12 protein-coding genes are annotated in these 11,453 nt (G+C 72.7%); 7 read left to right on the top strand and 5 right to left on the bottom strand.

Annotation, left to right across the window (positions count from 1 at the left end; translation table 11 throughout):
• Positions 1-176: 176 nt before the first annotated feature.
• The 3 genes from AB0B35_RS26465 (at position 177) to AB0B35_RS26455 (ending at position 3,774) form a co-directional block, all read left to right on the top strand.
• The gene (locus tag AB0B35_RS26465; RefSeq protein ID WP_361049884.1) at positions 177-773 is read left to right on the top strand and encodes a helix-turn-helix domain-containing protein; all 597 of its coding nucleotides are present in this window, start codon (positions 177-179) and stop codon (positions 771-773) included.
• The gene (locus tag AB0B35_RS26460) at positions 770-2,065 is read left to right on the top strand and encodes an MFS transporter (RefSeq protein WP_361049882.1); all 1,296 of its coding nucleotides are present in this window, start codon (positions 770-772) and stop codon (positions 2,063-2,065) included. The genes AB0B35_RS26465 and AB0B35_RS26460 overlap by 4 nt, the downstream gene beginning before the upstream one ends.
• 116 nt (positions 2,066-2,181) lie before the next feature.
• On the top strand, positions 2,182-3,774 hold the full coding sequence (locus AB0B35_RS26455) for an FAD-dependent monooxygenase (RefSeq protein WP_361049880.1): 1,593 nt from the start codon (positions 2,182-2,184) through the stop codon (positions 3,772-3,774).
• 247 nt (positions 3,775-4,021) lie between these two features.
• On the opposite strand, the gene AB0B35_RS26450 is transcribed toward AB0B35_RS26455, so the two are convergent.
• On the bottom strand, positions 4,022-4,987 hold the full coding sequence (locus tag AB0B35_RS26450) for an ATP-binding cassette domain-containing protein (protein WP_361049877.1): 966 nt from the start codon (positions 4,985-4,987) through the stop codon (positions 4,022-4,024).
• Positions 4,988-4,989: 2 nt separating this feature from the next.
• Between AB0B35_RS26450 and AB0B35_RS26445 the strand changes: the two genes are divergently transcribed.
• Both AB0B35_RS26445 and AB0B35_RS26440 read left to right on the top strand, forming a co-directional pair.
• Positions 4,990-5,703, top strand: a complete 714-nt coding sequence (locus AB0B35_RS26445) for an ABC transporter permease (protein ID WP_361049875.1) — start codon at positions 4,990-4,992, stop codon at positions 5,701-5,703.
• A 40-nt stretch (positions 5,704-5,743) separates the two neighbouring features.
• Positions 5,744-6,469: an ABC transporter permease gene (locus tag AB0B35_RS26440; RefSeq protein ID WP_361049873.1), complete on the top strand. Its 726-nt coding sequence runs from the start codon at positions 5,744-5,746 to the stop codon at positions 6,467-6,469.
• 34 nt (positions 6,470-6,503) lie between these two features.
• On the opposite strand, the gene AB0B35_RS26435 is transcribed toward AB0B35_RS26440, so the two are convergent.
• Positions 6,504-6,908, bottom strand: coding sequence for an HAD-IA family hydrolase (locus tag AB0B35_RS26435; RefSeq protein ID WP_361049871.1), 405 nt, complete (start codon positions 6,906-6,908; stop codon positions 6,504-6,506).
• Positions 6,909-7,120: 212 nt separating this feature from the next.
• Between AB0B35_RS26435 and AB0B35_RS26430 the strand changes: the two genes are divergently transcribed.
• The gene (locus AB0B35_RS26430) at positions 7,121-8,125 is read left to right on the top strand and encodes a glycine betaine ABC transporter substrate-binding protein (protein WP_361049869.1); all 1,005 of its coding nucleotides are present in this window, start codon (positions 7,121-7,123) and stop codon (positions 8,123-8,125) included.
• 173 nt (positions 8,126-8,298) lie between these two features.
• Here the strand turns inward: AB0B35_RS26430 and AB0B35_RS26425 are convergent, their stop codons facing one another.
• Positions 8,299-8,931 (bottom strand): SAM-dependent methyltransferase, encoded by a 633-nt coding sequence (locus tag AB0B35_RS26425; RefSeq protein WP_361049867.1) that lies wholly within the window; start codon positions 8,929-8,931, stop codon positions 8,299-8,301.
• Between the two features lie 96 nt (positions 8,932-9,027).
• On the opposite strand from AB0B35_RS26425, the gene AB0B35_RS26420 reads away from it, so the two are divergent.
• On the top strand, positions 9,028-9,720 hold the full coding sequence (locus AB0B35_RS26420) for a GNAT family protein (RefSeq protein ID WP_361049865.1): 693 nt from the start codon (positions 9,028-9,030) through the stop codon (positions 9,718-9,720).
• Between the two features lie 12 nt (positions 9,721-9,732).
• Here the strand turns inward: AB0B35_RS26420 and AB0B35_RS26415 are convergent, their stop codons facing one another.
• The gene (locus AB0B35_RS26415; protein ID WP_361050106.1) at positions 9,733-10,377 is read right to left on the bottom strand and encodes an HAD family phosphatase; all 645 of its coding nucleotides are present in this window, start codon (positions 10,375-10,377) and stop codon (positions 9,733-9,735) included.
• A gap of 111 nt (positions 10,378-10,488) precedes the next feature.
• On the bottom strand, positions 10,489-11,379 hold the full coding sequence (locus tag AB0B35_RS26410; protein ID WP_361049863.1) for a septum formation family protein: 891 nt from the start codon (positions 11,377-11,379) through the stop codon (positions 10,489-10,491).
• Positions 11,380-11,453: the final 74 nt, after the last annotated feature.

The raw sequence follows: 11,453 nt of genomic DNA, 5'->3' as shown, positions 1-11,453 counted from the left end.
GGGCACCTTCACAACGCTCCGCGTTGTAGAAGGTGCCCTTCCCATCATTTGACCAGGGTTGAGCTGGGCGTTCTCACCGCGCCAACGCGGCTGGGGCCACGACGGCCCGAGGGTCACCGGCGCGGATCCGCCGGAATGGATTGCCAAGGAATCTTTGCAAAGATATGTTGGCGGTTATGGCCGCTGATCGCATCACTCTTGATCCGCGCACGTTGCGCGGGCTCGCCCATCCGCTGCGCGTACGCCTGCTCGGGCTGCTACGGGAACGGGGGCCGTCCACCGCCACGCTGCTCGCCGCGCAGCTCGGGCAGTCCAGCGCGGCCACGAGTTATCACCTGCGGCAGCTCGCGCTCTACGGCTTCGTGATCGACGAGCCGGCCCGGGGCAACAACCGCGAACGCTGGTGGCGGGCCGCGCACCGGGGCACCACCGTGGACCACGTCGAACCCGAGTCGTTCGGGGACTTCGAGGCCTACCTGCGCGCCGTGGCCGCCCAGTACGCCGCCCGCGTCGACCGCGCCCTCGACGAGTACGCCACCCGCCCGCCGCAGTGGCAGCGCGTCGGCACGATCAGCGACTGGACCGGGCAGCTCACCCCCGAGGAGACGAAGGAGCTGCAGGCCGACCTGTTCGCGGTGTTCGAGCGATACCGGCGCTTCGACCTCGACTCCCCCGCGCCCGAGGGCACCGCCCGGGTCCACGTGCAGTTCCAGGTGCTGCCCTTCCCTGAGGCGGCTCCGTCCGAGGCGGCTCCGTCCGAGGCGGGCTCGTGAAGGGCCTGGTCGGCCTGCTGATCGCGGGCACCGTGTCGAGGGTCGGCAGCGTGCTGACGTTCCTGGCGATCCCCTGGCTGGTGCTGGAGACCACCGGCAGCCCATCCCGGATGGGCCTGGCCGCCGCGGCCGAGCTGCTGCCGTACGTCCTGATCGGACCGCTCGGCGCGCCCCTGGTCGACCGGATCGGGCCGCGCCGGGTGTCCGTCGTCGCCGACCTGGGCAGCGCCGCCGTGATGGCGGCGGTGGCGTTCGGGCAGCGCGGCGGGTTCGGGATGCTGCTGGTGCTGCTCGTGCTCGCCGGGGCGCTGCGCGGGCTCGGCGACTGCGCCAAGCGAGTGCTGCTGCCCTCGACGATCACCGCGTCCGGGGTGGACACGACCCGCGCCACCACCGTCTACGACGGCGCGAACCGGCTGGCCGGGCTGCTCGGCGCGGCCCTGGGCGGGGTGCTGATCGCCGCGCTGGGTGCGCCGCGCACGGTGCTGCTCGACGGCGTCTCGTTCGTCGCGTGCGCGGTGCTGGTGGCCGCGCTGGTGCCCGCCCGCGCCGCGGACGCCGCCGCCGCGCCGGCGGAGCCGTACCTGACCGCGCTGCGCGGCGGTGTGGCGTACCTGCGCGGCGACCGGCTGATGCTGGGCATCCTGGCCATGCTGTTCGTGACGAACCTCGCCGACCAGGCCAACGGGGCGGTGTTCGTGCCCGTCTGGATCGACGAGGTGCTCGGCTCGCCGGCGGCGCTGGGCTGGGTGAGCGGCGCGTTCGGGCTCGGCGCGGTGCTGGGCAACCTGGTCTTCACCGCACTCGCGCCGCGCGCGCCCCGCTACGCCGTGTTCACCGTCGGGTTCATGATCGGCGGCTCGCCCCGGCTGGCCGTGATGGCGCTGTCCGACGAGCTGACGCTGGTGCTGGTCGCGGCGTTCGCCTCCGGGCTGGCGATGGCCGCGGTCAACCCGATCCTGGCCGCGACCATGTTCGAGCGGGTGCCGGAGCACCTGCAGGCCCGGGTGCTCAGCCTGTCCAACGCGATCGGATTCGCGGGCATCCCGCTGGGCGGCCTGCTCGGCGGGTGGGCGGTGGAGCACGTCGGACTGACCCCGGCCCTGCTGGTCTTCGGCGCGTGCTATCTCGGCGCGACACTGCTGCCGGTGCTCTCACCCGGCACATGGCGCCAACTCGACCGCCAACCGCCCCCTACTCACCCGCCCGCGCCCCCGCCCACCCCGCCCACGCCCCCGCCCGGCGACGCCTCGACTCGTGACGGCGAGCCGATCTCCAGTGGATCTAGATGATTTGTGGTCGCCCTGGCGACCACAAATCATCTAGATCCAGAAACGGTGTCAACCCAGGTTGACGCTCTCGCGTTGTGTCAACTACGGTTGACACAACGAACGAGAGGAGGCGGGCGGTGGACGTCGACGTGGTGATCTCCGGGGGCGGCCCGACGGGGCTGCTGCTCGCCGCCGAGCTGCGGCTGGGCGGCGTACGCGTGGTGGTGCTGGAGCGGCGTACCGAGCCCGACCCGGTGCCGCGGGCCAACGGGCTGGTCGGCCAGGTGGTGACCGTGCTCTACCGGCGGGGCCTCTACCGTGCCCTGGCCCGCCACAGCAGCGGGCCGAAGGCGTTGGTCCAGCGCTGGTTCACCGGGGCGTACGGCGACCGGCCCCGCCCCGTGCGCGTCTTCTCGCACGCCGGGTTCCGGCTCGATCTGCGCCGCCTGCGCGACGCCAACCCGCTGCACGTGCTCGCGGTGCCGCAGCGGCGGATGGAGGAGGTGTTCGAACGGCACGCCCTCGCGCTGGGCGCGCAGGTCCGGCGTGGACACACGTTCACCGGGCTGGCCCAGGACGGCGGCGGCGTCACCGTGGAGGTCGACGGCCCGGAGGGTAGCTACCGGCTGCGGGCGGCGTACCTCGTGGGCTGCGACGGGTCGCACAGCGCCGTGCGCAAGGCCGCCGGGATCGGCTTCCCCGGCGAGACCAGCCGCGAGGTCGTGATCCGGATGGCGCACGTGGTGCTGCCCCGGGCCGCGCTCACGCCCGCCGGAGCGCTGCGCGCCGCCGACGGCACGGTGTACCGGCCGTATCAGCTGCACCGCACGGCGTACGGGGCGTTCTCGTTCGCCTCGTTCATTCCCGGGGTGCACGTGCTGAGCACCCATGAGTGGGACGCCGAAGCGCCCGGCGAGCAGGCCCCCATGTCGGTCGGCGAGGCGCGGGCGAGCCTGTCCCGGGTGGTCGGCACGGACGTCCCGGTGGCCGATCCGCCCGCCGACGGCCGGCCGTGGATCCTGCGCAGGCTCACCGACCGCAACAACCGGCTGGCCGACCCGTACCGCGCGGGCCGGGTGTTCGTGGCGGGCGACGCCGCGCACGTCTTCGCCGGATTCGGCGGGTCCAACCTGAACCTCGGCTTGCAGGACGTGGTCAACCTGGCCTGGAAGCTGGCCCTGGTGGTGCGTGGCCAGGCCCCGGACGCGCTGCTGGACAGCTACGCCGCCGAGCGCGTGCCGCAGGCCCGGCGGGCCCTGGACCGCACCCGGGAGTCGGCCGAGCTGATGGCCCCCGGCGACGAGGTGACCGCCCGGCGGGAGCGGTACGCGGCACGCCTGCGCGACCCCGGGTTCCTCCGCCAGGTCGCCGAGGCCGTCGCGGGCCTGGATCTGCCGTACCCGATGGGTGATGGCCATCCCCTGCTCGGCCGGATGGCCCCTGACCTGCGCCTGACGCACGACGGCCGGCGTGTCCGGCTCGCGTCGCTGCAACGTGGCGCACGACCGCTCCTGCTCGATCTCACCAGCGGCGCGGCCCTGACCGCCGCGCTGGCCCCGTGGCGCGACCGCGTCGACCTGGTCCGGGCGGCGCCGCGCGGCCCCGGCACTCCCCCGGCACTGCTGGTCCGCGCCGACGGCTACGTCGCCTGGGTCGGCCCCACCCCGGACGACCCGACCGGCCTGACCACCGCCCTCACCACCTGGTTCGGCCCACCGGCCCGGCCATGATCGCTCGGCCCGCCACGATCGTTCGACTTGCCCGGCACCTGTGCGTATCTTGAGCCCGCTTTCCCACAGGTGCCAGGCAAGTCCAATGACCTTGGTGAGGCGAACGCCCACACCGAACCTGGCCGGAGGCCGGACCCGGCCGGCGCGAGGCCGACGGCTGCCGGAAGGGAACCCGGCCGGTGGCCGGACAAGCCGTGCGTGACCGCGAGCGCCGCTGCGCGCATCGTGGGCAGCGACGGCGTGGCGCTCAGCGGCGCAGGACCGCGTAGACGTCCTCGGGGGTGAGGATGCCGAGGGGGTCGAGCCCGTCGCGGACCACGACCCAGCCGGTGTCGCCCTCCAGGAGCGCGGCGAGCGCGTCGCGCAAGGTGCCGTCCACCGGCACCGACGGTGCTTGTCGGGCACCGTCCGGCAAGGGGCGCAGGCCTTCGCGCGGGATCGGGGTCACGGCCAGCAGCTTGATGCCGCGGTCCGCGCCGACGAACTCGGCGACGAACGTGTTCGCGGGCTTGGCCAGCAGCTCCGCCGGGGGTGCGAACTGCTCCAGCCGGCCGCCCTCGGACAGCACCGCGATCCGGTCGCCGAGGCGTACGGCCTCGTCCACGTCGTGCGTCACGAACACGATGGTCTTGCGGACGGTCTGCTGCAGCCGCAGGAACTCGTCCTGCAGCCGCCCGCGCACGATCGGGTCGACGGCCGAGAAGGGCTCGTCCATCAGCAGCACCACCGGGTCGGCGGCCAGCGCGCGGGCCACCCCGACGCGCTGGCGCTGCCCGCCCGACAGCTCGTGCGGGTAGCGGTTCGCGTAGCGGGCCGGGTCCAGGCCGACCAGCTCCAGCAGCTCCGCCGTACGTTCGGCGACCTGCGCCTTGGGCCAGCCGAGCAGCTTCGGCACGGTGCCGACGTTGTCGCGTACGGTCTGGTGCGGGAACAGGCCCACGTTCTGGATGACGTATCCGATCCGCCGCCGCAGCGCGATCGGGTCCACCGCGGTGATCTCGTCCTCGCCCAGCCACATCCGCCCGGCCGACGGCTCGATGAGCCGGTTGACCATCCGCAGGATGGTGGACTTGCCGCACCCCGACGGCCCGACCAGCACGGTCAGCTCACCGGCGGGCAGCTCCAGACTCAGCTCCCGCACCGCGACCGTGCCGTCGTCGTACTGCTTGCGTACGCCGTCCAGCCTGATCGACACCGCAGCGGTACGGTTCACCTATGCCCTCCAAGGTCAACGACGCTGTGCTCGCCTGGGGCGCACCGGGCGACGATCCGCGTAACCCCTGGTTCTCGTGGAGCTACGTCAGCCAGAACGCCGACACCCTGCTCGCCGCGCTGCGCGAACACCTCTACCTGACCATAGTCGCTGTGGTGCTGGCGACGGTGATCGCGATCCCGCTGGCGGTCCTGGCATACCGCGTCGGTTCGCTGGCCGGGCCGATCCTGGGCTTCACCGGTGTGCTCTACACCATCCCCTCGCTGGCCCTGTTCGCGTTCCTCGCCCCGTTCACCGGCATCGTCGCCCCGACCACGGTGCTGATCGGACTGACGATGTACGCGCTGCTCACCATCGTGCGCAACACGCTGACCGCGCTGCGCCAGGTGCCCGCCGACGTGCTCGACAGCGCCCGCGGCATGGGCTACGGCAAGCGTGCCATGCTGTGGCGCATCGAGCTGCCGCTGGCGCTGCCCGGCATCATGACCGGCCTGCGCATCGCCACGGTCTCGACAGTGGCGCTGGTCACGGTCGGCGAGATCGCCGGCTGGGGCGGCCTCGGCGAGCTGATCATCGGTGGCTTCAACAGCAATTTCTACCGCCCGCAGATCATGACCGCGACGCTGCTCTGCGTGGCCCTCGCCCTGGTGCTCGACCTGCTCCTGCTCGCCGTCGGCCGCGCCATCATGCCGTGGACCCGCCGGAGGTCCGCATGAGCGAGCGCGGGCGGGAGAATCAGCGCAGCGAGGAGAAGGCATGAGTGTGATCGAGGACGCGATCCTCTGGCTCAACGACCCGCTGAACTGGACCAATCCCGACGGGATCATCTCCCGGACGGTGGAGCACCTGTGGATCTCCGCGGCGGCGGTGGCCCTGGGCTGCGCGGTGGCCTGGCCGCTGGGCGTGTGGATGGGGCACGTCGGCCGGGGCGGCCCCGCGGTGGTGACGGTGACCAACCTGAGCCGTGCCGTGCCGACGGTGGCCCTGCTCACCATCTTCCCGCTCACCGTGATCGGCTTCGGGCCGCCCGCGATCATCCTGGCGCTGTCGCTGTTCGCGATCCCGCCGCTGCTGGCCAACGCCTACCTGGGCCTGCGCGAGGTCGATCCGGAGGTGCGCGACGCGGGCCGGGGCATGGGCCTGTCCGGCTGGCAGCTGCTGCGCAAGGTCGAGCTGCCGCTGTCGGTGCCGTACCTGGCCAACGGGTTCCGGGTGGCCGCGGTGCAGGTGCTGGCGACCGCGACGCTGGCCGCGTACGTCAACGGCGGCGGCCTCGGCATGATCATCAGTCGGGGCTTCGGCCTGGGGCTGACCGCGGGCGGCGGCCAGGTGCTGGCCGGAGGCCTGCTGGTGGCGCTGCTCTGCCTGACCGTGGAGGGCCTGCTCGCGCTGGCCGAGAAGGCGCTGCTGCCCAAGTCGCTGCGCCGCGTCAGGCACCGCCCGCCGGCCTCGGCCGCCGACGCGCTGCCCGCCGGCTCGTGACCGGTGCCGCCTGAACGACGCAGCCGGAGCGCGATCAGAGCAGGCCGCGCTCGCGCAGCACGTCGAACAGCAGCGCGTTGTCGTGGAAGAGCACGCTGTCGATCCCCGCGGCCGTGCCGCCCCCGACATAGTCCGGCTTGTCGTCGACGAACAGGCATTCCCGCGGCGTGCGCCCGATCTCCTCCAGTGCCCTCGCGAAGAAGGCGGGTTCCGGCTTCAGAAAACCTATCTCGTACGACACCAGCACCCCGCTGATGCCCGGCCGCCCGCCCAGCAGCTCGCGGATCACGGCCGCCCGCCGCGGATGCTGGTTGGTGACCAGGTAGACACCGTCGACCGCGAGCCGGGGCAGCATCGCCAGCAACTCCTCGTTGGGCCGCAGGCTGCCCGCGGGCACCAGCAGCACCCCGTCCACGTCGAGCAGCAGCGTCGTACGCATCCGACCAGCGTAGGCCCGCGGCGTCCCGGCATGACGTCGGTCACGCCGGGGTGGTCACGAGGAGCGGCTGACCTGCGGTTGTGAACGGTTTGCGAACTGCCGGACCCGGGTAGGCCGAGCACGGTTCACGAATTCATCGCAAGGATGTCTCAGGTACGGAGTAAGAAAGACCTTTGCGCATCATTCGCAGTGCAGACGACGGAAGGCTGAATATGGCAACGCACACCCGGAGGGCGTCCGTCCTCCTGCTGGCCGGTGTCGCCGCGGCGGCGTTCGCGCTGACCGGCTGCGGGCAGGCAGGCTCCTCGGGCACCGAGGCTCCCGCGACCGCCTCGGGCGCCGGCTGCGCGCCGGTGGCCGGCGACCAGCTCGTGGTCCTGACCGACGACAAGCACCTGCAGAACGCCGACAACGTCATCGCGGTCGCCAACGCCAAGCGGTCCACCCCGGCGCTGCTGGCAGCCGTCGACAAGGTCGGGGCCGCACTGGACACCCCGAAGCTGATCGCGCTGAACAAGGCCGTCGAGGTCGAGCGCAAGACCTCCGAGGTCGCGGCGCAGGAGTTCGCGACGCAGGCGGGGCTGGCCACCGGCCTGTCCGGCGGGTCCGGCCCGGTCGTGGTCGGCGCGGCGAACTTCCCGGAGAGCAAGACCCTCGCCGAGCTGTACAAGATCGCCCTGAACGCGGCCGGCTTCCAGGCCACCGTGCAGGTCTCCGGCAACCGCGAGCTGTACGAGGCGGCCCTGGAGAAGGGCGAGCTGACGGTGTTCCCGGAGTACGCGGCGACCCTCACCGAGTTCCTCAACCAGAAGCAGAACGGCAAGGACGCCGCGCCCAAGGCCAGCGGTGACGTCACCGCGACCGTGGCGGCCCTGAAGGAGCTGGCCACCAAGGCCGGGCTGACCGTGGGCACGCCCTCGGCCGCCGCCGACCAGAACGCCTACGCGGTGACCAAGGCGTTCGCCGACCAGCACCAGCTGAAGACGCTGTCCGACTTCGCGGCCAAGTGCTCCGGCCAGGCGTCGGTGCTCGCCGGTCCGCCGGAGTGCCCGCAGCGCGCCTTCTGCCAGCCCGGCCTGGAGAAGACCTACGGCATCACCTTCGGCTCGTTCCAGCAGGCCGACACCGGCGGCCCGCAGACCAAGACCGCGGTGACCACCGGCAAGGCCACGCTCGGCATGGTCTTCTCCTCCGACGGCAGCCTCACCACCAACTGACCCACACCACCGTCGGCGGCCCGCTCCCCCTGGGACCGGGCCGCCGCCCGTTCTCCGTGTTGATCATGAACTTATGGCACGGTTCGACGGCGTTTCACGGCCACAACTTCATGATCACCTTGTCGGTGCGAGGGCGGGCGGTGCGAGGGCGGGCGGTGCGGTGGGCGGGGGGATCAGGCGAAGCGGAACAGGCGGCCGGACGGGCCGAGGGGGCGGGGTGCCACAGCGAGGCGGTGCACACCGACCGAGAACAGCACGTCGTCCGGGGCGTGGAACGCCGTCTCGGCGAACCCGGCCTCGGCGAACCAGGTCCGGATCGACGGGGTCAGGTCGGGAGCGCGCCGGGTCCGCGTCCAGATCACGGTCGCGCCGGGTGCGCACAGCCGCGGCAGCGCGGCCACGGTGCGCCGGACGTCGGCGTCGCCGATGTTGCCGAACACCCCCGCGAACAGCACCAGATCAGCCGGAACAACGTCGGCATAGGACTCGGTCAGCCCGGCGTCCGCGCAGGAGACCGCGACGGACAGGCCGAGACGGCCGGCCTCGGCCCGCGCCGCCGCCGCGTTGCGCGGGTCGTACTCGATCAGCGTCGCCCGCACCCGGGCCGCGTCGGGCCGCCGCGCGAGCACCCCGAGCAGGTCACGCCCCTGGCCGGCGCACGCGCTGACCACTGTCAGCACGGGCTCCGGGCGCTCGTCCAGCCACCCGCCCACGTGCTCCTGCACCAACCGCAATCTGCGCGACAGCGGCGACTCCGGGTCGGCGTACGGCCCGTGCCAGTCGTACCAGTCCTTGTCAGCGCTCACAGCCGACCAATGTGCCACGACCGCCGGCCGCCCGGGACCCCGTTCCGGCGGCCGTTGCGGCATGATCGAGCTCCGCCACGCCTCCGGGAGCCGACCGTGTTCGACCGCACCACCGCGTTGTGCCGCAGGACCGGCCTGCACGTCGCGACGACGCGCCGGCTGTGGGTGATCAGCTCACGCGCCGACGACCTGGCACACCACGTGTTCTTCCAGGCCGACGAGCAGGCCCGGCACTGGCAGGGCTGGTGGCCGGAGGAGGAGCCGCCGGCACCCGCGCACGCGCTGGCCCGGCCGCCCGCGGACCCGACCGGCGCGCTGATGCCCGTGGTCGAGATGCTCTACTTCACCGCCGTGGAACGCGCCACCCGGCTCCCCGTCGCCGGAGTGTCGATCACGACGGGCGATGGCGGCGCACACCAGATCGGCGGCAACGTCCACCCCGATCACCGCGGCAAGGGTTACGGCCGGGAGGCCATGACCGCCGCATGCCGACTCGCGCATCGCCATTTCGGCATCGCCACGCTGGTCGCCGCCTGCGAGGTCGCCAACACGGCGAGCATGCGGTGGCTGGCCGGATGCGGCTTCGCCCACGACGGCCCGTCGCGGCCGCACGTGCTGCCGAACGGGCGCGAGATCGACGCTCAGTGGTGGACCCGCACCGACCAGCGGGCTCGCCGACGCTGCGCGTGGCTGCGCACTCTCGCGGAAGCGACCGCGGTCTCGGCGGACCGGCAGCCCGCCGGCCCGGCGGTGAACGTGCGCCCCGCAGCCCCGGGTCTCATCCGGTAGCGGTGCGAGCGGTCAGCGCGCCTGGACCGACGACGCGGCCAGGGCGGCGAGGGTGACGCCGGCGAGGGAGGGGAGCAGGGTGAGGCCGGTCATCGGCTTGAGGGTGACCGCGTTGGGGACGCCGACCACGCGGGTGCCGGCGGCCAGGGCGCTGGCCACACCGGTGGGCGAGTCCTCGATGACCAGGCAGTCGGCGGGCTCGACGTTCAGCAGCTTCGCCGCGCGCAGGTACGGGTCGGGGTGCGGCTTGGTGAACGCGACCTCGTCCCCGCAGACCACCGCGTCGAAGTTGTGCCGGCCGAGCGTGTCGAGGGCCACCTCCACGGCCCGGCGGTTGGTGGAGGTCACCAGGGCGGTCGGCAGGCCCGCGGCGCGTACCTCGTGCAGCAGTTCCTGCGCGCCCGGCCGCCACACCAGGTCGGTGGCGAACAGCCCGGACACCCGGTCGTAGATCCAGGCGGCGCTCACGGCCGCCTCGCGCCAAGGCTGGCCGATGCCCTCGTGGAACAGCAGCATCGACTCGTCGACGGAGCGGCCGACCATCGCCAGCCGGACCTCGACCGAGATCTCCCCGCCGTACTCGCGGGCCAGCTCCTCGATGGCCAAGTCCCACAGCGGCTCGCTGTCGAACAGGGTCCCGTCCATGTCGAAGAGCACTGCCGCCGGAGTCATGCCCACGATCATCCCTGGCCGCGGCCGGGACCGCCGCCGACCGTGGCTGACATCACGCTCCGCGGTCGCGGCGGCCCGTGCGGGCCGCGCACGGCCTCAGAAGCCCGGCAGGCCCTTGCCCTTGGTGCCCTTGGCGGTCTTCTTGATCTTCTTGGTGCCGAAGTACACCACGCACCGGACTCGGCGGTCGCCTGCCGCCCACGCCTCCGGGTAGGCCGGCCAGGCGATGGTGGACAGCCGGAACCACTGCGACGTGCTGACCCCGACGTAGCCGGCGGCCAGCTCGCTGCACTGGCGGTACAGCGCGAACCACTGCCGGTCCGACTCCGGGTAGGGCAGCGTCCGGGGCGCCCGGAAGAAGCCGATGTACTCGGCGTTGTGCGCGCTGGAGCAGGAGGCCTCGGTCATCGAGTCGATGCGGTCGTCCTTCGACACGGCGTTGGCGCAGCCGAGCAGCAGCGCCGCCGGTTTGTCGCCCTTGAGGCTGCCGGTGCGTTCGGTCCACGCCTCGTCGTAGTTCGCCGCGCTCACCTCGACCAGGTCGCAGCGGAACCAGCGCGCCCCGCCGTCCCACGCGCGCGACATCGGGATGGTCAGGTGCAACTGGAGCCGCCACCGCCACCACGGGCCGCCGAGATAGTCCGCGGTCTTGGTGTCGCACTCCGCGTACGCGGCCGCGAGCTGCTCCGGACCGGGTTCGGTGTCACCCGTGAACGTGCCGACGTGGCCGACCTCCGCGAGGTGCTTGCCATCGCACGGCACAGGTTTGACGAAGCTGTTCACGGAGGGCGCCGGCCGGCTGTCGAAGCAGCTGCCCACCTCCGGCACCACTGCCTTGACCTGAGCCATCGGCACCCAGTCGTCGGCCAACTGCCCGTCCGTGCCGTCCGGCAGCCCGGAGCCGCACCCGGCCAGCGCGACGTTCAGCAGCAGTGCGGCCAGCATGGTGCCGGCCGTGAGGCGTCCCCGCATCGTCTCCCCGTTCATCGAATGCGTCGCAGCGTAGACAAGCCCTCGCGGTCGCGGATCGGCTCAACGGCCGATCTTGGTTGTCGCGCGGC

It is taken from the genome of Catellatospora sp. NPDC049133 (assembly GCF_040648455.1).
Lineage (GTDB): Bacteria > Actinomycetota > Actinomycetes > Mycobacteriales > Micromonosporaceae > Catellatospora > Catellatospora aurea.
The sequence above is the reverse complement of the archived record's forward strand: the minus strand, read 5'-3'. Positions and strand labels throughout refer to the sequence as shown.

Excerpts from the sequence above, each read along its gene's own strand:
- AB0B35_RS26440 (WP_361049873.1), top strand. The coding sequence starts at position 5,744 with ATGAGTGTGATCGAGGACGCGATCCTCTGGCTCAACGACCCGCTGAAC.
- AB0B35_RS26435 (WP_361049871.1), bottom strand. The coding sequence starts at position 6,908 with ATGCGTACGACGCTGCTGCTCGACGTGGACGGGGTGCTGCTGGTGCCC.
- AB0B35_RS26445 (WP_361049875.1), top strand. The coding sequence starts at position 4,990 with ATGCCCTCCAAGGTCAACGACGCTGTGCTCGCCTGGGGCGCACCGGGC.
- AB0B35_RS26430 (WP_361049869.1), top strand. The coding sequence starts at position 7,121 with ATGGCAACGCACACCCGGAGGGCGTCCGTCCTCCTGCTGGCCGGTGTC.
- AB0B35_RS26410 (WP_361049863.1), bottom strand. The coding sequence starts at position 11,379 with ATGAACGGGGAGACGATGCGGGGACGCCTCACGGCCGGCACCATGCTG.
- AB0B35_RS26465 (WP_361049884.1), top strand. The coding sequence starts at position 177 with ATGGCCGCTGATCGCATCACTCTTGATCCGCGCACGTTGCGCGGGCTC.